This window comes from Paraburkholderia bryophila (genome assembly GCF_003269035.1).
Lineage (GTDB): Bacteria > Pseudomonadota > Gammaproteobacteria > Burkholderiales > Burkholderiaceae > Paraburkholderia > Paraburkholderia bryophila.
Window position 1 is genome coordinate 129,786 of the sequence record NZ_QLTK01000003.1, and the last position, 25,505, is coordinate 155,290.

Genomic DNA, 25,505 nt, shown 5'->3' on the forward strand with positions numbered 1-25,505 from the left:
CGGCGTCTCGAAAACGATAACGGAGTGTGGTTTATGACACAGCGAATTGCGTACGTAACGGGCGGGATGGGTGGCATCGGCACGAGCATTTGCCAGCGGCTGCACAAGGAAGGCTACAAGGTGGTCGCGGGCTGCGGCCCGAACTCGCCGCGCCGCGTGAAGTGGCTCGAAGAGCAGAAGGCGCTGGGCTACGATTTCATCGCGTCCGAAGGCAACGTCGGCGATTGGGAATCGACCAAGGCCGCGTTCGACAAGGTCAAGAGCGAAGTCGGCGAGATCGACATTCTGGTGAATAACGCCGGTATCACGCGCGACGTCGTGTTCCGCAAAATGACGCACGAAGACTGGACGGCGGTGATCGACACCAACCTGACCAGCCTGTTCAACGTCACCAAGCAGGTGATCGACGGCATGGTCGAGCGCGGTTTCGGGCGGATCATCAACATCTCGTCGGTGAATGGTCAGAAAGGCCAGTTCGGCCAGACCAATTACTCGACCGCGAAGGCCGGTATTCACGGCTTCACGATGTCGCTGGCGCAGGAAGTGGCTACCAAGGGCGTGACGGTCAACACCGTGTCGCCGGGCTACATCGGTACCGATATGGTCAAGTCGATCCGGCCGGACGTGCTGGAGAAAATCGTCGCAACGATTCCGGTGCGCCGCCTCGGCCAACCGGACGAAATCGGTTCGATCGTCGCGTGGCTCGCGTCGGAAGAATCGGGTTTCTCGACGGGCGCTGACTTCTCGCTGAATGGTGGTTTGCATATGGGCTGAGTCACCGGCGCGCCGCTCACAAGGTAGCGCGCCATGGCTCAGATGGTTCCGGCGGCGTCTCGCTGCGCAATGGCCCGATTGCGCAGCCGGTATGACGCCGTTTCCGCGCTCAACTCGCGCTCAAAGGCGTTACATGACTACTACTACAAAGAAAACAGCCGAACGACTGATCAAGAAATATCCGAATCGTCGGCTCTACGATACCGAGACAAGCACGTACATCACGCTGACTGACGTGAAGCAACTCGTGCTGGATCAGGAGGATTTCAAGGTCATCGATGCAAAGAGCAACGAGGATCTGACGCGCGCCATACTGTTGCAGATCATTCTCGACGAGGAAAGCGGTGGCTTGCCGATGTTCTCGTCGTCGATGTTGTCGCAGATCATCCGCTTCTACGGTCATGCGATGCAGGGCATGATGGGCACGTATCTCGAGAAGAACATCCAGGCCTTCATCGACATTCAGGCGAAGCTCGCCGACCAGTCGAAGAATCTGTACGAAGGCAAGGCGATGAACCCGGAAGTCTGGTCGCAATTCATGAACATGCAGGCGCCGATGATGCAGGGCATGATGACCAGTTACATCGAGCAGTCGAAGAACATGTTCGTGCAGATGCAGGAGCAGATGCAGACCCAGGCGAAGTCGATGTTCGCCACGTTCCCGTTTACGCCCGGTGGCCCGGTCAATGCCGGCACGGCGCCGGGTAATCCGCAAAGCAATCCGGAGCCGGAGAAGAAGTAAGCGCAAGGGTGGGGTGGTCCGGGCGCAAGGCGTCGCGCGGTACAATCGCGGCCTGCGTGTGTGGGGCATTTTCTTCGGAGAGGGCGCTCTGGCCGCCGATTCCATCCCCACATCCCCTTCCGGCGGTCGATCAAATGTTTGTTCGTGGACGTTCCACTCCCCTCTTTTTCCGGCACAAGTGCGGCGTCGACGCGGTGCGCGCTTCAACGTGAGCCGGCTGTTTCTCGCCCCCATGGAAGGGGTCGCCGACTACGTGCTGCGTGACGTGCTGACCGGCACGGGCGGCTTCGACGGGTGCGTGTCCGAGTTCGTCCGCGTGACGGGCTCGCTGCTTCCCGATCGCGTCTACGAACGGGAAGCGCCTGAAATTCTGCACGGCGGCCGCACCCTCAGCGGCACGCCCACGGTGATCCAGTTGCTCGGCAGCGATCCTGAATGGATGGCCGCAAACGCGGAGCGGGCCGCTCGCCTGTCACAGCATGGCGTCGATCTGAACTTCGGCTGCCCCGCGAAGATCGTCAATCAGCACGGCGGCGGGGCGATGCTGCTGGGCGACCCTGAACAACTGCACCGGATCGTTTCGGCCGTGCGCGCGGCGGTGCCCGCGGAGATTCCCGTGACCGCGAAAATGCGCCTCGGCGTGGCCGATACGTCGCTCGCGATCGACTGCGCGGTGGCGTTGGCGGAAGCGGGCGCGGCGTCGCTCGTGGTGCATGCCCGAACCCGCGACGACGGTTACCGGCCACCGGCCCACTGGGAGTGGATCGCCGCGATCGACGCCGCCGTCGACGTGCCGGTCGTTGCGAACGGCGAAGTATGGACGGTCGCCGACTGGGAGCGCTGCCGGTCCATCAGCGGCTGTGACGACGTGATGATCGGGCGTGGCGCGGTGTCGGATCCCTTTCTGGCGCTGCGCATACGCGGCCTGATGGCGCGCAATCCATCCGCTGAGGAATGGCAGACCGTGTTGGGTTATATCGCGGGGTATCTGCGGAAATTGCAGGCTCGCGCCACGCATCTGCATGAGCATGGGCGCGTCAAGATGTGGCTGAGCTATCTGAAGCGCACCTGGTCGCAGGCGATTGAACTGCATGCGTCGATCCGACGGTTGCAGGATTCGCGGGAGATTCTCGAGGTGATCGAAGCGTCGCTGGCGCACGAGAGTTTTGCTCCGGATCCTACGACAATCGGCGTATTGTCAGGCGAGTCTCGGTTGCTGACGATCACATAACGATTAGGCGATGCCTGATCGACCGTCGAACGGGGCAACTCGGCGACAAATACGGTCCTGAACCGCCAAACAGCCGCTTAAGCGGCTGTTTTCATTTGTGGCGACCGTCCGAGGGTGGTCCGCTTGCCGCGCGCACGGCGCCCACGCAGCGCGAACACCCACCCGCCAGCACGGTACAATAATTGGTTACATGTGCGGGCGTTTGCCCGGGGCTGGATTGCCGCCCCGCAGGCCATATTGCGTCGTCCTGCACCGTCCCCCATTTGTCGTTACCGTCACCGCTATACGCCGGACCCACCCTATGTCGCAGACCACTTCTCCCGCCGTGCCGACCGCTTCAGCTCCGAAGGTCGGATTCGTTAGCCTCGGCTGCCCGAAAGCTTTGGTCGATTCCGAGCAGATCATCACGCAACTGCGCGCCGAAGGTTACGAAATCTCCGGCACCTACGACGGCGCGGACCTCGTGGTCGTCAATACCTGCGGCTTCATCGACGAGGCGGTGCAGGAAAGTCTCGACGCGATCGGCGAAGCGCTCAACGAAAACGGCAAGGTGATCGTCACCGGCTGTCTGGGCGCGAAAAAGAGCGCGAGCGGGTCCGGTCTGATCGAAGAAGTGCATCCGAAGGTGCTGGCCGTGACTGGTCCGCACGCGCTGGGCGAAGTGATGCAGCACGTGCATACCCATCTGCCCAAGCCGCACGATCCGTTCGTCGACCTCGTGCCCGCTGCCGGCGTCAAGCTCACGCCGCGCCACTACGCGTACCTGAAAATTTCCGAAGGCTGCAACCATCGTTGCACGTTCTGCATCATCCCGTCGATGCGCGGCGACCTCGTGTCGCGTCCCGTCGCCGACGTGATGCTCGAAGCGGAAAATCTGTTCAAGTCCGGCGTGAAGGAACTGCTGGTGATTTCGCAGGACACGAGCGCCTACGGTGTCGACGTCAAATATCGCACGGGCTTCTGGAACGGCAAGCCGATCAAGACGCGCATGACCGACCTGGTCGGCGCGCTCGGCGAACTCGCGGCGCAATACGGCGCGTGGGTGCGCCTGCACTACGTGTACCCGTACCCGAGCGTCGACGAAGTGATTCCGATGATGGCCGAAGGTCCTTACAAGGGCCACGTGCTGCCGTATCTCGACGTGCCGTTCCAGCACGCGCATCCGGAAGTGCTCAAGCGCATGAAGCGCCCCGCCAATGCCGAAAAGGTGATGGAGCGCGTGAAGAAGTGGCGCGAAATGTGCCCGGATCTGACCATTCGCAGCACGTTCATCGCCGGTTTCCCGGGTGAGACCGAAGAGCAGTTTCAGACGCTGCTCGATTTCATCCGCGAGGCGGAGCTGGATCGGGTCGGTTGCTTTGCCTACTCGCCGGTGGAAGGCGCCACGGCGAACGAACTCGACGGTGCGTTGCCCGACGAAGTGCGCGAAGAGCGTCGCGCGCGTTTCATGGAAGTGGCCGAAGAAGTTTCGGCGAAGCGCATCGCGAAGAAGGTCGGCAAGACGTTGAAAGTGCTGGTCGACGAAATCAATGCGGATGGCGGCATTGGCCGCACTGCCGCGGACGCGCCGGAGATCGACGGCGTCGTGTATATCGCGCCGGCAACCAAGGCGTCGAAGCGCTACAAGGTCGGCGATTTCGTGTCGGTGAAAATCACCGGCGCCGACGGCCACGATCTGTGGGGCGAGGTTTAAAGCATGTCGGTCAGCGCAACCGCTGCAACCGCTGCCCAGCCGGCGCGGGCGCCCGAGATCCTCGCGCTCGGCGAGGCGATGATCGAATTCAACCAGTCGGCGAAAGATCAGCCGAACTATCTGCAAGGCTTTGGCGGCGATACGTCGAACTTCTGCATCGCCGCCGCACGGCAAGGCGCGCGCACCGGTTTCGTGTCCGCCGTTGGCGCGGATCATTTCGGCCGTCTGCTGATCGACCTGTGGGAACGCGAGCAAGTCGACACGGCACTCGTCAAAGTCGATCAGCAGGCATCCACCGGCGTGTATTTCGTGTCGCACGGCCCTGACGGCCACGCGTTCGACTATCTGCGCGCCGGTTCGGCCGCGAGCCGCTATGCGCCGCACGATCTGCCGCGCGACGCGATCGCCGCGGCCAGGGTCGTCCATCTTTCCGGCATCAGCCTTGCGATCAGCCTGAGCGCGTGCGACGCCGCGCTGGAAGCGATCGCGCACGCGCGAGCCAACGGCGTGCGCGTGAGCTTCGACACCAACCTGCGTCTGAAGCTGTGGCCGCTGGCGCGCGCTCGCGCGGTGATGCTCGAGGCGATCCGCCAGACCGACATCTGCCTGCCGAGCTGGGACGACGTGACCGACCTCACGGGTTTGACGGGCCGCGACGAGATCGTCGATTTCCTGTTGTCGCACGGCCCGGGCGTGGTCGCGCTCAAGCTCGGCAAGGAAGGCTCGTACATCGCGACCCCGCACGAGCGGCGCGTCGTGCCGGGCTTCGCGGTCAACGCCGTCGACGCCACCGGCGCGGGCGACTGCTTCGGCGGCGCGTTTATCGCGCGCGTGGTGGCGGGCGACGATCCATTTACCGCGGCGCGCTATGCGAACGCCGCTGCGGCCCTGTCCACGCAGGGTTACGGCGCGGTCGCGCCGATTCCCTCGCGGGCGGCGGTCGAACAGCGGCTGGCGGGCTGACGCCACGCGCTTCGGCGTAAAGCGCGGTGGCGCCCGGCAAGATTATCTTGAGAGACTAAAAGAGGAGCGAGCGATGCAACGAGACGTAGTGGTGGTAAGCGGTGTGCGTACGGCAATCGGCGGTTTCGGCGGCAGTCTGAAGGATTTTCCGCCGACCGATCTCGGTGCGCGCGTCGTGCGTGAAGCGCTGGCACGCGCCAACGTGTCGGGTGACGAAGTCGGGCACGTGGTGTTCGGCAACGTCGTGCACACCGAGCCGAAAGACATGTATCTGGCGCGGGTGGCCGCGATCAACGGCGGCGTCGCGCAGCACGCGCCCGCGCTGACCGTGAACCGCCTGTGCGGCTCGGGCTTGCAGGCCATTATCTCGGCTGCGCAAAGCGTGCTGCTCGGCGACGCCGACATCGCGATCGGCGGCGGCGCGGAGAACATGAGCCGCGCACCGTACTCGATGCCCGCTGCGCGCTTCGGCCAGCGCATGGGCGACGCGCGCCTCGTCGACATGATGGTCGGCGCGCTGAACGACCCGTTCCAGTCGATCCACATGGGCGTGACCGCTGAAAACGTGGCGCGCAAATACGACATCTCGCGCGAAGCGCAAGACGCGCTCGCGCTCGAATCGCATCGCCGCGCGGCCAACGCGATCGCGAACGGCTACTTCAAGGATCAGATCCTGCCGATCACGATCCCGTCGAAGAAGGGCGACGTCGTGTTCGACACCGACGAACACGCGCGCCTGAGCGCCACGCCGGAAGACTTTTCCAAACTCAAGCCGGTGTTCGCGAAGGAAAACGGCACGGTCACGGCCGGCAATGCGTCGGGCATCAACGACGCCGCTGCGGCCGTCGTGCTGATGGAGCGCAGCGTCGCCGAGCAGCGCGGCATCAAGCCGCTTGCGCGACTGGTGTCGTACGCGCATGCGGGCGTCGATCCGGCGTACATGGGTATCGGCCCGGTCCCGGCCAGCCGCAAGGCGCTCGAGCGCGCGGGTCTGACGGTCGCCGATCTCGACGTGATCGAAGCCAATGAAGCCTTCGCCGCACAGGCCTGCGCGGTCAGCAAGGAACTGGGCTTCGACCCGGCCAAGGTGAACCCGAACGGGTCGGGCATTTCGCTCGGCCATCCGATCGGCGCGACCGGCGCGCTGATCACCGTGAAGGCGCTGTATGAACTGCAGCGCGTCGGCGGCCGCTATGCGCTGGTGACAATGTGCATTGGCGGCGGGCAAGGGATCGCGGCGATCTTCGAACGGATCTGAGAGCGGGTCTGATTCTGGCTCCGGGATTCGCGATCTGACGTTCGCGACGGTCGCGAGCATGTAGAAATCAGGTAGCAAGCAACAAGGAAGGGATTGATGCAGGAATTGAACGCGAGACACGTAGCAACACTTGGAGCAACACACACAGCAACGTGCGGAGCAACGCGGCGGCGCGGTTGGGCCGCGATGCGTGTTGCCGTGTTGCTGTGCGCCGGTATGGCCACCTTGACGTCGACGCAGGCATGGGCGCAAAGCGATGCGGTGAAGGAACTGGCGGCGCCCCCGGCGATCCAGTTGCCGCTCAAGCCGAGCCCCGAGTTCGCCAGATTCCCGCGCTACGTCGGCATGCTGGGCGCGCGTCAGATCGTGCTGCGACTCGGCGCGAAAACCGACGATCCCTCCGGCGTGCACGGCGAGTATCAATTCACGGACACCGGCGAGGTGATCCTGATCGCCGGCGACCATGACGGCGACACGCTCGAAGTCGAGGAATCGAACGACGGCACGCATATCACCGGCAACTGGGTCGGCAAGTTCGCGGCAGATGGCTCGGTGGCGGGCGATCGTATGAATGTCGACGATTCCGACCCGCAGCCGTTCGATCTGAAGCCGCTGGCGGCGGGACAAGCGGTGCCGCCTCCCGGCGCGCCGGCCTCGGCGACTGCGGCGATCGGCGCGAACACCGCTGCCGCCGCACCGCAAGCGTCGGCGGTCGGCGCGGGCGGCGCACCGGGCTCGGCGCCCGCAAACGGCGGCCACGCCGTGGGCGGCGTCAGCAATCTGCAAACCGGCGAATGAAGCCGCTCACGCGCGGGCCTCACAGTCCGCGCGTGAGCGAGTCCGTGCGCGCATCCGTGCACGAGACAACATCGCACCGGCTCGCCGGCTGCATTGATTGCGACCGCCGCGGCGTCTGTCCTGAAACCGCGTAGTCTTCGTATCTGTCTGTCTTTCACCGAATCTCACCATGACCCAATCCAAACTCAAACGCGCTCTGCAAACCCGTATCGTGCGTGCCGAGGATCAGCTCACGCCGGGCTTCGAGTCGTTCTCGATGCCGGTCACGCGCGCGTCGACGGTCGTGTTTCCCGATCTCGCGACCATGCGCGCGCTCGACTGGAAAAACGACGCGCAGTGGCGCTACGGCCTGCACGCCACGCCGACTTCGCTGGTGCTGGCGCAGCGGCTGGCCACGATCGAAGGCGGCAATCACGCGCTGCTGCAGCCGTCCGGGTTGTCGTCGATTTCGAATGTGTATTTTGGCCTCGTCAAGGCCGGCGACGACGTGCTGATTCCGGATAACGTCTACTCGCCGAACCGCGATCATGGCGACTGGCTGGCGCGCGATTTCGATATCACGGTGCGCTATTACGATCCGCTGATCGGCGCGGGTATCGCCGATCTGATCCAGCCGAACACGCGGCTGATCTGGCTCGAAGCGCCGGGCTCGGTGACGATGGAAGTGGCCGATGTGCCGGCGATCACCGCAGTGGCGCGGGCGCGCAACGTCGTCACGGCGATCGACAACACGTGGTCGGCCGGGCTCGGTTTCCGGCCGTTCGACCACGGCGTCGACATTTCGGTGCAGGCGCTGACCAAATACCAGTCGGGCGGCGGCGACGTGCTGATGGGCGCGACGATTACCGTCGATCGCGAGTTGCATCTGAAGCTGAAGGCGGCGCGTATGCGCATGGGTATCGGCGTGTCGTCGGACGATTGTTCGCTGATTCTGCGCAGCCTGCCGAGCATGCAACTGCGCTTCGCGCAGCATGACCGGGCCGCGCTCGAGCTCGCCGTCTGGCTGAAGACGCGGCCTGAAATCGCCGCGGTGTTGCACCCGGCGCTGGCCGACTGCCCGGGTCACGAGTTTTTCAAACGCGACTTCACGGGCGCGGGCGGACTGTTTTCCGTGGTGTTCGACGGCCGCTACAGCGCGGCGCAAATCGACACGTTCTGCGAGTCGCTCGAACTCTTCTCGATCGGCTGGAGCTGGGGCGGCGCGCAGAGCCTCGTGATGCCGTACGACGTCGCGTCGATGCGTACCGCCGGGCAATGGCCGCATCGCGGCACCCTGGTGCGCTTCTACATGGGTCTCGAAGAAGCGGCGGATCTGCGCGCGGATATCGAGCAGAGTCTGGCGGCGTTGGCTTGAACACCTGAGCCGTATCCCACGAAGATTCGCAGAAGATTCGAAGGACGGTCAAGCCCATCGGGACGTGCTCCCGGTGGGCTTTTTTGTTTGTCAAGATAGCCGGTTGACCTGACCATCCGGCCGAATGTTCAGCGCGACGTTGCGCCGCTACGATGATGTGCATCCCGACTAACGGTTGCCACATCATGGTGAGTTTCGATGAATCTATTCTTCTGGACGTTGCTGAATCTTGGCGTGCCGATCATCGGCCCGATCTTTACGCTCGCGCTCGTCGCCCCCGCACGCGGTTGGCGCGCCGCAGGAACGCTGATCGCCGCATCGGTGAAAGACGGCCAACTATTCTGGTGTGCGACCGGCTTGTGTGCGTCCGCGATTTATGAGGGATTGACGGAACTGGAGCGCGGCAGCGACAACGTGTCGATGCTGGAGATCGGCATGATGGCCTGTTGTCTGGTTGGCTTTTCGTGCTCGGTCATCGTCATGGCGTGCCTGCTCGACGCGCATGACGAACGTGGAGGAGCCACGAGTCGCGCTCAGCGCACCGGGTTCGTTGCCGGAGGATTTCCGCGAGGTGCGATCGGCACGTCGATTTTCCTGGTGGCCGCCGCCGCTGTTTTTTTTGCAATCGTTCATGCCTATCCACGATAGGTTTTTTCAGATAGCAGGGCATTTAGACTGCCGTTTTCAGCGAGGTACGTATGAAGACAATAGCCGCTTATTTCGAATCCAGCGAAAACGTCGAACGCTTTGTGGTGCGGGTCGGCACGTTCGCGACTGTTATAAGTCTGCTCACGTCCGTGGCACTTCTTATCGATATCCTAAATAGATAAGCCGACCCGGTCGGCAGGATTTCGGCTGGCGGAGTTTCGTAAAAGTCCGCCAGCATTCACGCATCAGAACAGCCGCAACAAGCCGTCCAGTCCCACGTAGTTGAACGCCACGCTAGCCGCTTCGCGCACCACCGGCTTCGCGCGGAACGCCACGGACAATCCGGCTTCGGCCATCATCTTCAGATCGTTCGAGCCGTCGCCCATGGCAATCGCGCGACTCGGCTTGATGCTCAACTGGGTGCAGATCTCGCGCAGCGTGCGTGCCTTGACGTCGGCGTTGACGATCTCTCCGATCACCTTGCCGGTCAGTTTGCCGTCCACGATCTCGAGCGTGTTCGCGCGGATGAAATCCAGACCGAGGCGCTGCTTCAGTTTTTCGGTGAAGAACGTGAATCCGCCTGATACCAGCAGCGTTTTCAATCCGGCGGCTTTGGCGCCTGCGAGCATCTGTTCCGCACCCGGCGAGAGTTGCAGCCGTTCTTCGTAAACCCGTTCGAGCGCGCTGGCGTCGAGACCCTGGAGCAGCGCGACGCGCCGCGTCAGGCTCTCGTTGAAGTCCTTGATTTCGCCGCGCATCGAAGCCTCGGTGATCGCGGCGACTTCGGCTTTCAGGCCGCAGAAGTCTGCGATTTCGTCGATGCATTCGATCGTGATCAGCGTCGAGTCCATGTCCATCGCGACCAGCCCGAAGTCACGCAGCTCGCGGCCGGGTTCGATAAAAGCATAATCCAGCCGATGGGTGGCGCAGTAGACGTCGAGATCGGCGCGCTGATCGACGTTGGCGTCGGCGATGCGAAGCGCGTTCGCATCGATCTGGACGGCGTGCGAGCCGCGTGCCAGCGCGATCAGCGTTTTGTGATGGTCGGCGGAAAGAGGAGCTGGGCTTTGAATGACGAGGTTCATGGACGACGCAGAGACGCAGAAGAGGACGGGGACGCAGCGCGCGGAAAATCCCGCTATTGTAACGGCTCGAGTAACGGCTCGACGACGGGCGCCCAGGTAAGCACCGGCGGGTGCAATCCTGAAGCGTCCGGTTCATACTGGCGCATCCCTAACGGAGACAACGCATGCCCCCGGCGACCGCCAGCGATCCATCCACCCTCGCGCGCGATTTCGATCTGCGCCAACTGAACCCAGCGTTTTACGCCGACCCGTATCCGGTCTACCACGCGCTACGCACCCACGAACCGATCCGACGCATGCCGGACGGCTCGTTGTTTCTGACACGGTTTCGCGACGTCCAGGCCGTCTATCGCGATCCGAAAACCTTCAGCTCCGACAAGACCGTCGAATTCAAGCCGAAGTACGGCGACTCGCCGCTCTACGCGCATCACACAACCAGTCTGGTTTTCAACGATCCACCGCGTCATACGCGCGTGCGCAAACTGATCGCGGGGGCATTGACGGCGCGTGCGATCGCGGCGATGGAACCGGGGCTGGTCCGCCTCGTCGATGGTCTGCTCGATGCGGCGGCCGAACGTGGGCGCATCGATCTGATCGGCGAGTTCGCATCGGCAATTCCGGTCGAGATCATCGGCAATCTGCTCGACGTACCGCACGCCGAGCGCGAGCCGCTGCGCGACTGGTCGCTGGCAATACTCGGCGCGCTCGAACCGTCGCTCACCGACACGCAACTCGAGCGGGGCAATCGCGCCGTAAGCGAATTCGTCGCGTATTTGCGCGATCTGGTCGCACGGCGGCGGCGCGAGCCCGGCGACCCGCAGCACGATGTGCTGACGCGTCTGATTCAGGGCGAGGAGGGGGGCGAGCAGTTGTCCGAGATGGAACTGCTGCAGAACTGCATTTTCATTCTGAACGCCGGGCATGAGACGACCACCAATCTGATCGGCAACGGCCTCGTCACGCTCACCGACTGGCCCGAAGCGCGCGCCGCGTTGCTGGCCGAGCCGTCGCTGATCGAGTCGGCGGTCGAGGAATGTTTGCGCTTCGAAAGTTCGAACCAGCTGGGCAACCGGATGGCGACCGTCGACACCGAGATCGGTGGCGTCGCGGTCGTGCGCGGCACGCCGGTCACGTTGTGCATCGGCGCGGCCAATCGCGATCCCGAGCATTTCGCCGAGCCGGACCGGTTCGATATTCGTCGTACGCCGAACCGGCATCTCGCGTTCGGCTTCGGCATTCATCAGTGCGCAGGGTTGTCGCTCGCGCGGCTGGAGGCGCGGATTGCGATCGGCCGCTTTGTGCAGCGGTTTCCGGATTACCGGCTGGACGGCGAGCCGACGCGGGGCGGGCGCGTGCGGTTTCGAGGATTTGCCGCGGTGCCGGTGGCGCTTGAGGCGGCGCGGCGGCCGGCCGCGTAGCCTGGCGCGCGGCTTCGTGGCGCCGCGCCGGAACGTGTGGCGCGACAGACACCGCGCTCCGTATCTTTTGCCTGTCTGACGCAAGACTTACAGCCCGAGCCTCGACGCAATCGGCGCGGCATCGCCGCGCCTTGGCCATTTAGCCGGCCATCCCAGCTCCAGCCTAGCCTTGGCCCCAGCTTCAGCTCCAGCTCCAGCTCCAGCTCCAGCTCCAGCTCCAGCTCCAGCTCCAATCCCAGTCCACGTCCACGTCCACGTCCACATCCAGCCCCCCTCGGCCCCCGCCAGGCCACCGCCGGGTGCCCGGCACCACCCCGTGGCACGCCGCCTGCTTCATGCTGGCTCTCGGGCCAACGGAGCGGACGATGGCACACATGATCTGGAAGGGCGCAATCAGTTTCGGCCTTGTCCACGTGCCGGTGCAGTTATATCCGGCCACGCAGTCGGAGAAAGTCGGTTTCAATCTGCTCGACAAACGCTCGATCGATCCGATCGGCTACAAGCAGATCAATAAGCGCACTGGCAAAGACGTGACGCGCGAGAACATCGTGCGTGGTTTCGAATACGAGAAAGACCGCTACGTCGTGCTGTCGGACGACGAGATTCGCTCGGCGAATCCCGAGTCGACGCAGACGGTCGACATTCTCGCTTTCGTCGACGCGGCCGCCATCTCGTTCCTCTATCTCGACACCCCTTACTTCCTGACGCCGGATCGCAAAGGTGAAAAGGTCTACGCGCTGCTGCGCGAAGCGATGAAAGCAACCGGCAAGATCGGCGTGGCGAACGTCGTGCTGCACAACAAGCAGCATCTTGCGGCGCTGATTCCGGTCGGGCCCGTGCTGGCGCTCAATACGCTGCGCTGGGCCGCCGAGGTGCGCGACTTCGACGAATTCAAGCTGCCGGCCGACGGCATGAAAGCCGCGGGCGTCAGCACCCGCGAACTCGACATGGCGAAAAAGCTGATCCAGGACATGAGCGATGCCTGGGATCCGTCGAACTATCGCGATACGTTCCATGACGACATCATGGCGCTCGTCGAGCGCAAGATCCGCGCAGGTAAGACCGAAGAGATCACTGAAGTCGAAACGCCGCGCGAGTCGCGTCGCTCGGCCGATATTCTCGATCTGTCCGATCTGCTCAAACGCAGTCTGGGCCGCAGCAAGGGCAAGCCGGCCAAGGGAGGCCGCAAGCGTGCCGCGGACGACGGAGATGACGCAGACGAAGCGGGCGATGAAGCGGATACCGAAGCAGGCGCCCCAGCTCGTAAAAAACCTCGCTCGACGCGTGGCGCGGCGGCGGAGGGAGCGACGGGTAAGACGCGCACCCGGACCGGTAGCACCAGTGGCGCAAGCCGTGCCGCACCTAAATCGGCAAAGACCTCGAAGACAGCATCGACATCCGCACCATCGGCGCGTAAGCGCCGCGCGGCCGCTTGACGACCCGCCTCACGCGACATAGCCACGTTCTTCCAACCCGCGACGACATCACCGCCATGCCAGACCGGCTCGATCTCTACACCCGCAAGCGACGTTTCGACGCGACGCCGGAGCCTGCGGGCGCGCGCGTCGGCCGCCAGAAAGCTGCGCGCAAAAGCGCGTCGCGCGCGGCGGGCCCGGCGCTGTCGTTCGTGATCCAGGAGCATCACGCGCGACGCCTGCACTACGATTTCCGCCTCGAACTGAACGGCGCGCTGCTGTCGTGGGCGGTGCCGAAAGGGCCGAGTCTCGATCCGTCGGTGAAGCGGCTTGCGGTGCATGTCGAGGATCACCCTGTCGAGTACGGCTCGTTCGAAGGGACGATTCCGCCCGGGAATTATGGTGCGGGGACCGTGATCGTTTGGGATCGGGGCACCTGGGAACCGCTCGACGGCACGAAGGGGGCGCAGCGCTCGTATGAGGCGGGCAAGCTCAAGTTCAGGCTCGACGGAGACAAGCTGCGCGGCGGCTGGACCCTGGTGCGCAGCCATATGCGTGGCAGCGGCGACAAGGAGCAGTGGCTGCTGATCAAGGAGCGCGACGACGAAGCGCGTGAGCAAAGCGAGTACGACGTGCTGAAGGCGCGGCCGGGGAGTGTGCTGGGCGACGGTGCCTCGTCGCCGGGGCAAGGAGCGAAGTCGGCATCACGAAGCGACGCCGCGTCGAGGCGGGCTGAAAAGGGCAGAGACCTCGACGACGACCCCGGCAAGAGCCCCGGCAATGGCTCGAGCAAAAGCGCCGCAAAAAGCGCCGCAAAAAGCGCCGCAAAAAGCGCCGCAAAAAGCGCCGCAAAGAGCGCCGCAAAGAGCGCCGCAAAGAGCGCCACAAAGAGCGCCACAAAGAGCGCTGCAAAAAGCGCTGCAAAAAGCGCTGCAAAAAGCGCCACCAGCCGTTCCCCCACTCGCCCCGCTCCAGACGGCCGCGGCAACCGCCCCGATATCGTCGCCACGCGCACCGCCCAGTCGCTGCGTGAACTCGCCCAGTCTCCGTCGATCGAAGGCGCCGTCAAAGTCCGCTTGCCCGCGACCCTCAAGCCGCAACTGGCCACGCTCATCGACAGTGCGCCACAGGGCGACGGATGGTCGTACGAAATCAAGTTCGACGGTTACCGTATTCTGACCCGCATCGATTCGACCGCCAGAGCCGACAAGGTCAAGATATTTACCCGCGCCGGCAACGACTGGACCGCGAAGTTCAACCAGCAGGTCAAGGCGTTCGAACGACTCGGCGTGGACAGCGCGTGGCTCGACGGTGAAGCGGTGGTGCTCGACGAACACGGCGTACCGAGCTTCCAGGCGCTGCAAAACGCCTTCGACGCGAATCGCCCGCAGGACATCGTCGTCTATCTGTTCGATCTGCCGTTCCTGAACGGCTATGACTTGCGCGACGTGCCGCTCGAACAGCGCCGCGCCATCCTGCGGGCGCTGCTTGAGGACGTCGACGACAGCGTGCTGCGCTTTTCGAACGATTTCGAGTTCAGCGCCGACGACCTCCTGAAAAGCGCATGCGACATGGCGCTCGAAGGGATCATCGGCAAGCGGCGCGACAGCGGCTATCTGGCGGGGCGCTCGTCGTCGTGGATCAAGCTGAAGTGCCGGCGGCGTCAGGAGTTCGTGATCGGCGGCTATTCGGAGCCGGCCGGCAGCCGCGCGGCATTCGGGGCGTTGCTGCTCGGCATCTACGACGGCAACGGTCAACTGCGCTACGCGGGACGCGTCGGCACCGGCTTCGACGCCGCGCTGCTGCGCTCGGTCAAGCAACAGCTCGACGCTCACGAGACGCAACGCATGCCGTTTGCCGCCGCACCGCGCGAGCGCAGCCGCACGCGGGTGCACTGGGTCGAGCCGGTGCTCGTCGCCGAGTGCAACTTCGTGGAGTGGACCGGCGACGGCATCGTGCGGCAGGCGTCGTTCGTGAGTTTGCGCAACGACAAACCGGCGCGCCAGATCGTCAAGGAAGCCCCCAGTCAAGGAGCCGATGTGCAAGAGCAAACCGATACCGCGCCCGAGGCCGCGCCGAAAAAACGTGCCGCGATGAAGACGACTGCAGCTAGAACTGCCGTGACGAAAACCGCTGCGACGAAGACCGCTGCGACGAAGACTACTGCGGCGAAGACTACTGCGGCGAAAAGCGCAACGAAGGAATTCGCATCGTCGAAAAAGCCTGCCGCGAAATCCACCGCGAAATCCCCCACGCCAGCCACGGCAAAAAAAAGCGCAACCAGGCGCGTCACCGCCAAATCGGCCAAAGTCACCGCAGCCCCCGCCGACGTTGCCGGCGTCCGCGTCTCGCACCCCGACCGCGTGATCGACAAAAGCACCGGCACGCGCAAGCTCGATCTCGTGCGCTACTACGAATCCGTCGCCGACTGGATGCTGCCGCATCTGAAAGACCGGCCGGTCTCGCTGGTGCGGGCGCCCGAGGACATTGGCGGCGAACTGTTTTTTCAGAAGCACAGCCAGAAACTGTCGATTCCGAACGTCGAACAACATCCCGGCCTCGACCCCGGCCATCCGCCGCTGATCACCGTCGACACGCTCGAGGCGCTGATCGGCGCGGCGCAAATGGGCACCGTGGAATTCCACACATGGAATGCCGTCGTGTCGAACATCGAGAAGCCCGACCGGATGGTGTTCGATCTCGACCCCGACACATCGCTCGACTGGCAACGCATGATCGAGGCCGCGCAGCTGACCCGTTCGCTGCTCGACGAACTCGGCCTCGCGTCGTTCTGCAAGACGAGCGGCGGCAAAGGGCTGCACGTGGTCGTGCCGCTCGCGAAGCAGGCGGGCTGGGACGACGTCAAGGGCTTCTCGCAGGCCGTCGCGCAGCACATGGCGGCCACGCTGCCCACGCATTTCAGCGCGAAGATGGGCGCGCGGAATCGCAAGGGGAAGATCTTCGTCGACTATCTGCGCAATAACCGCGGCTCGAGCACCGTGGCCGCCTTCTCGGCACGCGCCCGGCCCGGCCTCGGGGTGTCCGTGCCGCTGGCGTGGGACGAAGTCGGCACGACCACCGCCGGGGATCAATGGACCATCGAGAACCTGCACGAGCGGCTGGCGGACCTCAAGCACGATCCGTGGGCCGACTATGCAAAGACGCGTCAGCGTCTCACCGCGGCCATGAAAAAACGGCTGGAAGGCGCGCGTTAGCGTCACGCCAGCCCATCACCTGGTTCGATCAACAAGGAGTCGATCATGAAGACCTCACCGCAATCGTCGGACGGCGACAGCAACAAGGCCGATCCGCACGCCAGCAAGCAGCCCCGTTCGATGCAGGAGGCGGCGGCCCCCTTGCCGCACGAGGCCGATCAGCAGTCGGAATCGCAACACGAGGGCGGCCCGCGCCATATCGGCAAGCAGGCGCATCGCGATCTGGAGCGCGGGCTAAAGGACACCGACCGCCGCGGCGGTGACGAGTATCAGCAGAAGACCCAGAACGATGCGCATACCGACGTCAACTCCGATGGTAAAGGCGTAGGTAAAAGCGAAGGCAAAAGCACCGGCGGCGGTAAGCGTTGACGGCGCGAGCCGTCCACCATGCCGGCATGCCGGCGCGCTCGAAAAGCCTCACGCTTCCGCCGCATCCCAATACGGCGGATCGCCGAAATGCGCAGTCAGAAACTCGATGAACGCGAGCGTCTTCGGCGGCACGAATGCGCGACTCGGATACACCGCCCAGATCGCGACCTGTTCAGCGAGCGGATACGTGTCGAGCACGCTGACCAGTTCGCCGCTGCGCAGATAGGGCGCCACGTCCCACGTCGATTTGAGTGCGATACCGAAGCCCGCGAGCAAGGCGTCGCGGATCACTTCGCCATTGTCGGTCACGAGGCGTCCGCTCACGCGCACGTCGAGCGGTCCGGCGGGCGTCACGAAACCCCAGTCGCGCTGGTTCGAGAGGATCATGCATTCGTGCTGCGTCAGGTCCGACGGATGGCGCGGCGTGCCGCGCCCGGCAAGATAACCGGGCGATGCGCACAGCACCCGGCGGTTCACCGCGAGACGGCGCGCCACCAGCGAGGAATCCTTCAGCACGCCGATCCGGATCGCGACGTCGATGCCCGCGTCGACCAGATCGACCAGTTGATCGGTCAGTCGCAAATCGACGCTGACGCCCGGATGGCGGCGCAGGAATTCGCTGATCACCGGCGACACGTGCTGACGCCCGAACGACGATGGCATCGACACCCGCAACCGGCCCTGCGGCTCGAGCTGGCCGCGGCCGACGGCGGCGCGCGCCGCGGCGGCCGCATCGAGCAGCGCTTCGGCGCGCGTCATGAAGACTTCACCGTCCTGCGTGAGGCTGATGCGGCGAGTGGTCCGGTGCAGCAATCGCGCACCGAGCAGCTTTTCCAGTTGCGCGATCCGCGAACTGGCCACCGCCGCCGACAGGCCAAACTCGCGGCCGGCCGCCGATACGTTGGCGAGCAGCGCGGCGCGCACGAACAACGCGACATCGAGCAGGTCGAGCCGCTCGCGCTCGGCGGACGAAGATCGGGGTAGTGCGCTGTCAGGCGTCATTCTTCAGAAAACCAAAAAGATGTTTCAGAGATTATGCCGGTTTTGCGCGAATAAGAATCGCCGTACGATGACGTTCATGGGATCGGTAACGCAGCACGGCGTCACATCACGTCAAGTCACGTCACCGATCCTGCCTCTCATCCGAACGAACAGGAGTCTGTATGAAAGCCGTTGGTCTCTACCGTTATCTGCCGATCGACCACGCCGAAGCCCTCGTCGACGTCGACATTCCGAAGCCCGAAGCCACCGGCCGCGATCTGCTCGTCAAGGTCGAAGCCATTTCGGTCAATCCGGTCGACACCAAGGTGCGCGCGCCGAAAGACAACGTCGAAAAAGAACCGCGCATTCTCGGTTGGGACGCCGCCGGCACGGTCGTCGCGGTTGGCCCGGAGGTGACGCTGTTCAAGGTCGGCGATCCGGTGTTCTATGCTGGCAGCATTACGCGGCCGGGCGCGAATAGCGAGTTTCATCTGGTCGACGAGCGGATCGTCGGGCACAAGCCGGCCTCGCTCGATTTCACGCACGCGGCCGCGCTGCCGTTGACGGCGATCACTGCGTGGGAAGCCTTGTTCGACCGCCTCGGCGTGTCGCCGCAAGGCGCGCACGAGGGCCGCACGGTGCTGATTTTTGGCGGCGCGGGCGGGGTTGGCTCGATCGGCATTCAACTCGCCAAACAACTGGGTAAGCTGAAGGTCATCGCGACCGCATCGCGTCCCGAATCGGCGAAGTGGGCCACGGACCTGGGCGCGGATCACATCGTCGATCATTTCGGCGACGTTCCCGCGCAACTGAACCAGCTCGGTATCGATCAGGTCGACTACGTGCTGATGTTCAACGACACGGACAAGAATTTTCCGGCGGCCGCGCAAGTGCTCAAACCGCAAGGCGGCATCTGCACGATCGTCGAGAACAGCAAGCCCGTGCCGGTCGAGTTGCTGAAAGCGAAGAGCGCGGCGTTCCACTGGGAATTCATGTTCACCCGCTCGATGTTCGGCACGCCCGACATGATCGAACAGCATAAGCTGCTGACCGAGGTGGCACGCCTGGTCGACTCGGGCGCATTGCGTACGACCGTCGGCGAGGATCTCGGCAAGATCAATGCCGCGAACCTGCGCCGCGCGCATCAACTGCTCGAAGCAGGGCGGGCGATCGGCAAGCTGGTGCTGACGGGTTTTTAAAGCGAGCCATCGATTGAACCTGCATTGACGACGCGAGGCCGGCGCGGCAGCAACGCGCGCCGGCCGTCGTGCGTTTTCTGCCTGGCACGCGCAGAAAACGCTTTGCCGCAAGCGGGTTAACACCCAATCTCCACGCAGCGCGCACGGCGTCGCGAGGCGTTAGACTGGTGGCGCATCACGCGAAAACAGTTGCGTGCCTCGCGACCCGGCTGGCCACGCCAGTGCCGGCCTGCATACCGCACGGCCCGCACCGGGCAAGGCCAGGGCAGTCGCGCTGAAACCGGCACGCAGCGGCACAACAACGAGGTGACAGTATGAGCTCCAGCTTCAAACTCTCCGCCGTGTCCGTTGTCGCTTCTCTCGCTTGCGCGTTCGCGCCCGGCCTGCTCGTGCCGGCGGCGCACGCGGCCACGCCGATCACGGTGACTTCCCAATCCGCGCTCGACGGACCGATCCGTTACACCGTGCGCGTCACGTCGAAGCAGTTCGGCAATTCCCAGGAAACCCGTACGATCCGCTCCGGCGAATCGGACGACTTCACGTGGAAAACCGTGCCGCCCGGCGGCCCGGTCGCCGCGACGGATGCCTGCCCGAACTACGCGTCGCTACCCGTCGACACCAATGGCGCGATGATCCGTCAGACGCAGATCCGCTTTGCGCCGGTGGTCGCCGCCGACGGCACCGCGACCGTGCAACTGAGCTTCCAGGCGCAAACGCCGCATGGCATCAAGACGGTGACGACCGGCGGCAAAACGCTCAAGTGTCCGAACGACGTGAGTGTCAGCCAGATTCTGCGTTTCACGATGCCGGTCAACGGCAGCGTGAAAACGCTGATGCTGAACGACGGCACGGAAGTGGCGATCAGTGCGAAGCGGTGAAGGTCGAGAATTGATGGGCGAGCGTTGAGTGAAGCGGTGTGGCTTCAGCCGGCACGCAAGATGCCGGTCACAGTCTTCGAGCGCTGCTTCGCGACATTGTCTCGCGACGTTACCTCTCGACCTTCGAGCGCTGCTTCGCGACATCACCTCTCGACCCCGCTCGCCGGCGCCGCACCTCAGCGCCGCGCCGCATCCCGCTCCACCAGCCGCGCCGACAGAAACCGGTGCTCCGCCGAAAACAGCCGCCGGTACGTTAGCAGTACTGCGCCCACCGTGCCCAAGGCCGACGCCGCCGCGATCAGAAACATGATCACGATCTGATAACGCACGGCTTGCAACGGCGACTGACCGGCCAGCACCTGACCCGTCATCATGCCGGGCAGACTCACCACGCCGACCACGGCCATCTGGTTCAGCGTCGGCATCATGCCCGCGCGCGCCGCCTGGCGCGCCGGCGCCTGAGCGGCCTCCCAGCGCGTCGCGCCGAGCGCGAGCGCCATGTCCACGCGGTCGCGCCGCGCGGTCAACTCCTCGGTCATCCGTTCGATACCGAGCGACACGCCGGTCAGCGTATTGCCGAGAATCATGCCGAGGATCGGAATCGCATATTGCGGTTCGTACCACGGATGAATCCGGATCACGACGAACAGCCCGACCGCGCCCACCAGCCACGAGCTGACCCAGATCGACAGCACGCTGTCCGCGCGCTGCCCGGCATACGTGCGGCTGCCGCGCTGTGCGCCCGCGAAACCGGCGATCAGCGTCATCACGATCATCAGCGGCAGCACCACGAACCAGTGGTCGTAACGAAACACCCAGCCGAGCACGTAGCCGATCGCCAGCAGTTGCACGATGGTGCGCAGCGCCGCCCAGGCGAGTTGGCGTTCGAGATCGAGCTTCAGCGCCACCGACACCACGCCGTTTACGGCGATCAGCAGCGCGGCGATCGCGACGTCCCAGAGACTCAGGTTTTGCAGGGTCATTGGTCGAGCTCCTGGCGGTTCTGCAGCGAAGCCCGAGGCATCGGCGCGACGGAACGTGTCGGGTCGGCTGGTGCGGCTTGCGTGGTTTGCCCGGGTTGCCCGGTTTCGTCGAGCACACCCGCGCGCATGGTCAGATGGCGCTCGCTCATCCGCGCGGCTTGCGCCGGATCGTGCGAGACCCAGATCGACGCATGTTTGCCCGGTTCGGCGTCGAACCACGCGCGCACCAGCCCTTCGATCGCATGCGACGACTCCGGGTCGAGCGACGCCGTGGGCTCGTCGAGCAGCAGCACTTCCGGCGCGAGTTGCAGCACGCGAATCAGCGCGACGATCTGTGCCTCGCCGCCGGATAGTTCGCTCGCGCGCTTGTCGAGAAAGTCGGCGCCCCGACCGGCCTGAACGGCGAGGCTCGCCGCGCACGCGCGGTCGAAGCGCACGTCGCGATAAGCGCGCAACGCGAACGGATAGCGCAGGTTGTCTTCGACGCTGCCGTCGAGTAACGCGGGCCGCTGACGGATATACGCGACGTTACGCCGGTAACGCGGAATCACGGAACGTTCGACCGCCGCGCCATGCCACATGATGCGTCCGGCATCGAGCGGATCGAGCAGCGCGAGCGCGCGCAGGAACACGCTCTTGCCTGAGCCGGACGGCCCGGTGATCGCGACGCGCTCGCCCGCGGACAGGGCCAAGCGGGTCGGCTGCAACAGCATCTGGCCGCGCTGCGCGTCGCGGCGGGCAATGCCGTCGGCAAGGACAAGGGGGACGTCGGTCATGAGTGGGGTGGTTCGGCTGGAGAAGGTTCGTTCCGGAAGCCGCCGCAGTCCTGCCGTGACATCCGTCAACATCGGGTCACCGAGGCGAGTTCGCGGGCGGGCCATGCGGCATGATAAAGCCACGCGAGCCGCGAGTCGCACGACCCTCGCCATCGGCTGCAAGCGGGCACGATACGTGCTGCCCGGTACGCAACGTAGAAATAAAGCGGAGCTTTTCAATGGCAGGGTCGAGCACAGTCGGGCGACGCATCGGAAAAATCATTGCATGGCTACTCGCGATCATCGTGATTCTGATCGCCGCGCTGGTGATATTCATTCTGACCTTCGACTGGAACCGCGCCCGTCCTTACATCGACGACAAGGTCACGCAGGCGATCGGCCGGCCGTTCGCGATCAACGGCGACCTGAAGGTCGGCTGGCGGCATCCGGTCGGCGAAACCGGCTGGCGCGCCTGGGTCCCGTGGCCGCGCTTCTCGGCGGCCAACATCACGGTGGGCAACCCCGACTGGACCAGACAGCCGCACTTCGCCACGCTCGACGAGATCGACTTTCAGGTCAAGGTACTGCCGCTGCTGACGCATGACATCGTGATTCCGGCCATCAATCTCGTGAATCCGTCGGTCGATCTCGAACGTGTGCTCGACGGGCGCAACAACTGGACGTTCAAGCTGGCGTCGTCGAGCGGGCCGTCCGAATGGAAGCTCGACCTGCACGATATCGCGTTCGCGAAGGGCAACGTCGCGCTGTCCGATCAGCAGAAAAAGGTCGACCTGCAAATGGCGATCGACACGCTCGGCCAGCCGATTCCGATCGGCGAGGCGATGAAGCAGCAGGAGGCGGCGTCGCGCAAGTCGTCGGCCGAAGCGATTGGCCGTTCGGGCGCTAGCAAGTTGACCGCGCAGGCCAACGCGCAGGCGGCGTCGGAGGCTGCCGCGGCATCGGCTGCGGCGGCTTCAGGGGCTTCGGGGGCTTCGGGGGCTTCGGCCACGGAGATCAGCGCATCGGGTGTGACGCCGGCCACGGGCGCCTCGGGCGCGCTGATTGCCGGTGGTGCGAGCGAGGGCGCAAGCGTGGCCGCGTCGACATCGGGCACGGCGGCGACGTCGAGTGCGGCCGCCGGCAGTGATGCCAACGCAAGCGGCGCACCGAAGCGCGAGATTCCGCCGTACGCCATCGGCTGGACTGTCAAAGGGACCTACAACAAGACGCCAGTTTCGGGCAGCGGCAAGGTAGGCGGCGTGCTGGCCTTACAGGACGCGGACCGGCCGTTCCCGGTGCAGGCCGACGTCAAGGCGGGCGATCTGCACGTCGGCCTGGTCGGCACGATCACCGACCCGGCGCACCTGGCGGCCGTCGATCTGCGTCTCTGGCTGCAAGGCAACAGCATGGCGCGGCTCTACTCGCTGACGGGCGTGACCTTGCCCGACACCCCGCCTTACGCCACGGAAGGGCGCCTGGTCGGCCAGTTCAAGTCCACCGGCAACGTCTTCAAGTATGAAAATTTTACAGGCCGGGTGGGCGGCAGCGACCTGAACGGTTCGCTGACCTATACCGCGCGTGAACCGCGTCCGCTGTTGCAGGGCGAACTGGTATCGCATCTGCTGCAATTCTCGGATCTGGCGCCGGTGATCGGTGCCGACTCGAACGCTAGCAAGGCCAAACGCGGCGACGCGACCGCGCAGCCGTCAGCCAAGGTGCTGCCGGTCGAGGAATTCCGCACCGAGCGCTGGAAGGCGATCGACGCCGACGTGAAGTTCACCGGCCGGCGCATCGTCAAGAATACGGATCTGCCGATCACGGACCTCTACACGCACGTGGTGATGACCGATGGCGTGCTGTCGCTGGAACCGTTGAAGTTCGGCGTGGCCGGCGGCTCGCTCGCCTCGGACATTCACCTGGACGGCAGCACCACGCCGCTGAAGGGGCGCTTCGCGACCTCGGCGCGGCATCTGAAGCTCAAGCAACTGTTCCCGAACTTCAAGACGATGCAAAACGCACTCGGCGAAATCAACGGCGATGCCGCCCTGACCGCGACCGGCAATTCGCCCGCGGCGTTGGCGGCGACCTCGAACGGCGAGGTGAAGGCGCTCGTCACCGACGGCACCGTGAGCCGCCTGATCATGGAAGCGGCCGGGCTGAACGTGGCGAACGTGGTGTACGAAAAGCTGTTCGGCAATCGCGACGTGAAAATCAACTGCGCGGCCGCCGATTTCGTGGCGACCAATGGCGTGCTCGATTCGCGCGTGTTCGCGCTCGATACGGACGACGCGGTGATCAACATCGACGGTAACGTGAATCTGCGCGACGAGACCATGGACCTGGGCGTGCATCCGCATACCAAAGGCTTCCGGGTGTTTTCGCTGCGCTCGCCGCTGTACGTGAAGGGCACCTTCAAGGACCCGCACGTCGGCGTGAATGCCGCGGCGCTGGCGCTGCGCGGCGGGGCGGCGGTCGGGCTCGGACTGATCAATCCGTTCGCCGCGCTGATTCCACTGCTCGCGCCGAGCAACAACAAGCCGCTGCCGTGCGCGCAACTGCTGGCCCAGGTCCGGCAGGCGCCGACCGCGCCGCCGCCGGGCGTCAGGCAGCAGCCCAAGGCCGCCATTTCACTGGATGGCGCGCCGGTCAATAAGGCGTCGGGTGGTGCCTCGTCACCGGCTGCTGCGCGCGCCGCGGCGCCCGCGTCGAACCAGAAACCCGCCACGATGTCGCCGGCCAGCGCCGCCGAATACAAGGGGAGCTGATCATGACGCTATTACCTGCGGACTGGTTGAGCTGGAGCGTGGGCGGCGGGTTATCGCTGGTTTTCCTGTGGCTGATCAGTGTCCCGCCGATGCACGACCGCGCCGGCCCGATGATCGATGCGCATCAGAAGCCGTCACGCCGCGCGCATACGCGCCGGTGCTGCCGGGCGAGGATGGATCATTCGGGGCGAGCCAGAAAAGGCAACGCCGCCTGATCGAACCAGCGGCGTTGTCGGAGATTGAAGGGTGGAATGTTTCGAGCGGGAGACGCGGCTAACGTAGGGATCTCGGCGCGGCATCCCCCGCCGCGTCCTGCCGACGCACCCCGCGACGGGCACCGCCGATGCGCGTCGCACCGAACTCCGTCAGGATCTTGCCGCGCGCCCGGCTGGCGAAGACCAGAAAGCCGAAGCCGTCCGCTTCATACCAGTAGCCACCGTTTTCGAGCCCGTCGAGCGGTTGTTCCAACGCGTTGGTAATGGATTCGATGCAACGCCGCCGCAATTCGGCCGGCGCGGGATAGGGCGGTTGCGCACCGCGGACGCTGCACAGCAGTACGTCGAGCCCAGGCAGCACATGCGCATAGAGGACCGGCTCGTCTTGCGCGCGAGCGCGGGCAATTTTGGTGTCGAGCTGACCGAACGGCTTGAAATGCCGTAGTACCGCGAGGAACGACTCGTCGCCGTCCACCTTCGCGCGCCTACGCTTTTTCGGGAAGGACATAAAAATTCGCCTGAAAAAGAATTGCAAGAAACGCAGCGTCCTCATGCGACCACTCCCGGCTTCGCGCGCCGCACGTCGATCTTTTATAGCATACGACAAGGCCGGATTCACGGTGATTCGACGCCTGCGCCGACCCCACCGCCTCCCGCACGAATCATGCCGAACCGCCTCGCCGCGCGCTTTCCCTTCCCATCACATCTGCCTCCATGATAGACGCACGACGCGCGGAATAAACAACTCGCATCAATAAAAAAGTCA

At 64.5% G+C, this 25,505-nt stretch carries 22 protein-coding genes; 17 read left to right on the forward strand and 5 right to left on the reverse strand.

Features of this window, described 5'->3' with window-relative positions:
- The first annotated feature begins 33 nt into the window (after positions 1-33).
- The 9 genes from BX591_RS07475 (at position 34) to BX591_RS07515 (ending at position 9,461) form a co-directional block, all read left to right on the forward strand.
- Positions 34-774, forward strand: a complete 741-nt coding sequence (locus tag BX591_RS07475; protein WP_111930031.1) for a 3-ketoacyl-ACP reductase — start codon at positions 34-36, stop codon at positions 772-774.
- A 133-nt stretch (positions 775-907) separates the two neighbouring features.
- Entirely contained in the window at positions 908-1,516 is a 609-nt protein-coding gene (gene phaR, locus BX591_RS07480) for a polyhydroxyalkanoate synthesis repressor PhaR (protein WP_111930032.1), read from the forward strand.
- Between the two features lie 208 nt (positions 1,517-1,724).
- Positions 1,725-2,747: a tRNA dihydrouridine synthase gene (locus BX591_RS07485; RefSeq protein ID WP_111930266.1), complete on the forward strand. Its 1,023-nt coding sequence runs from the start codon at positions 1,725-1,727 to the stop codon at positions 2,745-2,747.
- 301 nt (positions 2,748-3,048) lie between these two features.
- The gene (gene rimO / locus BX591_RS07490) at positions 3,049-4,440 is read left to right on the forward strand and encodes a 30S ribosomal protein S12 methylthiotransferase RimO (RefSeq protein WP_111930033.1); all 1,392 of its coding nucleotides are present in this window, start codon (positions 3,049-3,051) and stop codon (positions 4,438-4,440) included.
- A gap of 3 nt (positions 4,441-4,443) precedes the next feature.
- Positions 4,444-5,403, forward strand: coding sequence for a sugar kinase (locus BX591_RS07495; protein WP_111930034.1), 960 nt, complete (start codon positions 4,444-4,446; stop codon positions 5,401-5,403).
- A 73-nt stretch (positions 5,404-5,476) separates the two neighbouring features.
- A complete protein-coding gene (bktB, locus tag BX591_RS07500; RefSeq protein ID WP_111930035.1) occupies positions 5,477-6,661 on the forward strand; it encodes a beta-ketothiolase BktB in 1,185 nt (394 codons plus the stop codon).
- Between the two features lie 96 nt (positions 6,662-6,757).
- Positions 6,758-7,459, forward strand: coding sequence for a hypothetical protein (locus BX591_RS07505; RefSeq protein WP_111930036.1), 702 nt, complete (start codon positions 6,758-6,760; stop codon positions 7,457-7,459).
- 169 nt (positions 7,460-7,628) lie between these two features.
- A complete protein-coding gene (locus tag BX591_RS07510; RefSeq protein ID WP_111930037.1) occupies positions 7,629-8,813 on the forward strand; it encodes a cystathionine beta-lyase in 1,185 nt (394 codons plus the stop codon).
- A 198-nt stretch (positions 8,814-9,011) separates the two neighbouring features.
- Positions 9,012-9,461, forward strand: a complete 450-nt coding sequence (locus BX591_RS07515; protein WP_111930038.1) for a hypothetical protein — start codon at positions 9,012-9,014, stop codon at positions 9,459-9,461.
- A 245-nt stretch (positions 9,462-9,706) separates the two neighbouring features.
- Here the strand turns inward: BX591_RS07515 and serB are convergent, their stop codons facing one another.
- Complete coding sequence (gene serB, locus BX591_RS07520) at positions 9,707-10,546, reverse strand: phosphoserine phosphatase SerB (RefSeq protein ID WP_111930039.1); 840 nt, start codon at positions 10,544-10,546, stop codon at positions 9,707-9,709.
- A 164-nt stretch (positions 10,547-10,710) separates the two neighbouring features.
- Here serB and BX591_RS07525 point away from each other — a divergent pair, with 164 nt between their 5' ends.
- From BX591_RS07525 to BX591_RS07540, 4 genes are all read left to right on the forward strand, one after another.
- A complete protein-coding gene (locus BX591_RS07525) occupies positions 10,711-11,964 on the forward strand; it encodes a cytochrome P450 (RefSeq protein ID WP_111930040.1) in 1,254 nt (417 codons plus the stop codon).
- Between the two features lie 365 nt (positions 11,965-12,329).
- Complete coding sequence (ku, locus tag BX591_RS07530) at positions 12,330-13,400, forward strand: non-homologous end joining protein Ku (RefSeq protein ID WP_111930041.1); 1,071 nt, start codon at positions 12,330-12,332, stop codon at positions 13,398-13,400.
- 56 nt (positions 13,401-13,456) lie between these two features.
- Positions 13,457-16,594, forward strand: a complete 3,138-nt coding sequence (gene ligD / locus BX591_RS07535) for a DNA ligase D (RefSeq protein ID WP_111930042.1) — start codon at positions 13,457-13,459, stop codon at positions 16,592-16,594.
- Between the two features lie 45 nt (positions 16,595-16,639).
- Positions 16,640-16,963: a hypothetical protein gene (locus BX591_RS07540; protein ID WP_111930043.1), complete on the forward strand. Its 324-nt coding sequence runs from the start codon at positions 16,640-16,642 to the stop codon at positions 16,961-16,963.
- 48 nt (positions 16,964-17,011) lie between these two features.
- Here BX591_RS07540 and BX591_RS07545 read toward each other — a convergent pair whose 3' ends face one another.
- Positions 17,012-17,965, reverse strand: a complete 954-nt coding sequence (locus tag BX591_RS07545) for a LysR family transcriptional regulator (RefSeq protein ID WP_111930044.1) — start codon at positions 17,963-17,965, stop codon at positions 17,012-17,014.
- A 161-nt stretch (positions 17,966-18,126) separates the two neighbouring features.
- On the opposite strand from BX591_RS07545, the gene BX591_RS07550 reads away from it, so the two are divergent.
- A complete protein-coding gene (locus BX591_RS07550; RefSeq protein WP_111930045.1) occupies positions 18,127-19,143 on the forward strand; it encodes a zinc-binding alcohol dehydrogenase family protein in 1,017 nt (338 codons plus the stop codon).
- A 314-nt stretch (positions 19,144-19,457) separates the two neighbouring features.
- The gene (locus tag BX591_RS07555; protein WP_111930046.1) at positions 19,458-20,021 is read left to right on the forward strand and encodes a DUF6013 family protein; all 564 of its coding nucleotides are present in this window, start codon (positions 19,458-19,460) and stop codon (positions 20,019-20,021) included.
- Between the two features lie 176 nt (positions 20,022-20,197).
- Here the strand turns inward: BX591_RS07555 and BX591_RS07560 are convergent, their stop codons facing one another.
- Positions 20,198-21,004: an ABC transporter permease gene (locus BX591_RS07560; RefSeq protein ID WP_111930047.1), complete on the reverse strand. Its 807-nt coding sequence runs from the start codon at positions 21,002-21,004 to the stop codon at positions 20,198-20,200.
- On the reverse strand, positions 21,001-21,780 hold the full coding sequence (locus BX591_RS07565; RefSeq protein ID WP_111930048.1) for an ABC transporter ATP-binding protein: 780 nt from the start codon (positions 21,778-21,780) through the stop codon (positions 21,001-21,003). The genes BX591_RS07560 and BX591_RS07565 overlap by 4 nt, the downstream gene beginning before the upstream one ends.
- Positions 21,781-21,998: 218 nt before the next feature.
- Between BX591_RS07565 and BX591_RS07570 the strand changes: the two genes are divergently transcribed.
- Together BX591_RS07570 and BX591_RS07575 are read left to right on the forward strand one after the other, a co-directional pair.
- Positions 21,999-24,524, forward strand: coding sequence for an AsmA family protein (locus BX591_RS07570; RefSeq protein WP_111930049.1), 2,526 nt, complete (start codon positions 21,999-22,001; stop codon positions 24,522-24,524).
- Between the two features lie 2 nt (positions 24,525-24,526).
- Positions 24,527-24,739 (forward strand): hypothetical protein, encoded by a 213-nt coding sequence (locus tag BX591_RS07575; RefSeq protein ID WP_111930050.1) that lies wholly within the window; start codon positions 24,527-24,529, stop codon positions 24,737-24,739.
- Positions 24,740-24,797: 58 nt separating this feature from the next.
- Here the strand turns inward: BX591_RS07575 and BX591_RS07580 are convergent, their stop codons facing one another.
- Positions 24,798-25,292, reverse strand: coding sequence for a hypothetical protein (locus BX591_RS07580; RefSeq protein ID WP_091794435.1), 495 nt, complete (start codon positions 25,290-25,292; stop codon positions 24,798-24,800).
- Positions 25,293-25,505: the final 213 nt, after the last annotated feature.

What these genes read in the sequence shown, in the direction of transcription:
- BX591_RS07515 (WP_111930038.1), top strand. Translation starts at nt 9,012, where the DNA reads ATGAATCTATTCTTCTGGACGTTGCTGAATCTTGGCGTGCCGATCATC.
- BX591_RS07475 (WP_111930031.1), top strand. Translation starts at nt 34, where the DNA reads ATGACACAGCGAATTGCGTACGTAACGGGCGGGATGGGTGGCATCGGC.
- BX591_RS07525 (WP_111930040.1), top strand. Translation starts at nt 10,711, where the DNA reads ATGCCCCCGGCGACCGCCAGCGATCCATCCACCCTCGCGCGCGATTTC.
- BX591_RS07550 (WP_111930045.1), top strand. Translation starts at nt 18,127, where the DNA reads ATGAAAGCCGTTGGTCTCTACCGTTATCTGCCGATCGACCACGCCGAA.
- BX591_RS07575 (WP_111930050.1), top strand. Translation starts at nt 24,527, where the DNA reads ATGACGCTATTACCTGCGGACTGGTTGAGCTGGAGCGTGGGCGGCGGG.
- BX591_RS07510 (WP_111930037.1), top strand. Translation starts at nt 7,629, where the DNA reads ATGACCCAATCCAAACTCAAACGCGCTCTGCAAACCCGTATCGTGCGT.
- rimO (WP_111930033.1), top strand. Translation starts at nt 3,049, where the DNA reads ATGTCGCAGACCACTTCTCCCGCCGTGCCGACCGCTTCAGCTCCGAAG.
- BX591_RS07580 (WP_091794435.1), bottom strand. Translation starts at nt 25,292, where the DNA reads ATGAGGACGCTGCGTTTCTTGCAATTCTTTTTCAGGCGAATTTTTATG.
- phaR (WP_111930032.1), top strand. Translation starts at nt 908, where the DNA reads ATGACTACTACTACAAAGAAAACAGCCGAACGACTGATCAAGAAATAT.
- BX591_RS07555 (WP_111930046.1), top strand. Translation starts at nt 19,458, where the DNA reads ATGAGCTCCAGCTTCAAACTCTCCGCCGTGTCCGTTGTCGCTTCTCTC.
- bktB (WP_111930035.1), top strand. Translation starts at nt 5,477, where the DNA reads ATGCAACGAGACGTAGTGGTGGTAAGCGGTGTGCGTACGGCAATCGGC.
- BX591_RS07565 (WP_111930048.1), bottom strand. Translation starts at nt 21,780, where the DNA reads ATGACCGACGTCCCCCTTGTCCTTGCCGACGGCATTGCCCGCCGCGAC.
- ku (WP_111930041.1), top strand. Translation starts at nt 12,330, where the DNA reads ATGGCACACATGATCTGGAAGGGCGCAATCAGTTTCGGCCTTGTCCAC.
- BX591_RS07545 (WP_111930044.1), bottom strand. Translation starts at nt 17,965, where the DNA reads ATGACGCCTGACAGCGCACTACCCCGATCTTCGTCCGCCGAGCGCGAG.
- ligD (WP_111930042.1), top strand. Translation starts at nt 13,457, where the DNA reads ATGCCAGACCGGCTCGATCTCTACACCCGCAAGCGACGTTTCGACGCG.
- BX591_RS07495 (WP_111930034.1), top strand. Translation starts at nt 4,444, where the DNA reads ATGTCGGTCAGCGCAACCGCTGCAACCGCTGCCCAGCCGGCGCGGGCG.
- serB (WP_111930039.1), bottom strand. Translation starts at nt 10,546, where the DNA reads ATGAACCTCGTCATTCAAAGCCCAGCTCCTCTTTCCGCCGACCATCAC.
- BX591_RS07540 (WP_111930043.1), top strand. Translation starts at nt 16,640, where the DNA reads ATGAAGACCTCACCGCAATCGTCGGACGGCGACAGCAACAAGGCCGAT.
- BX591_RS07570 (WP_111930049.1), top strand. Translation starts at nt 21,999, where the DNA reads ATGGCAGGGTCGAGCACAGTCGGGCGACGCATCGGAAAAATCATTGCA.
- BX591_RS07505 (WP_111930036.1), top strand. Translation starts at nt 6,758, where the DNA reads ATGCAGGAATTGAACGCGAGACACGTAGCAACACTTGGAGCAACACAC.
- BX591_RS07560 (WP_111930047.1), bottom strand. Translation starts at nt 21,004, where the DNA reads ATGACCCTGCAAAACCTGAGTCTCTGGGACGTCGCGATCGCCGCGCTG.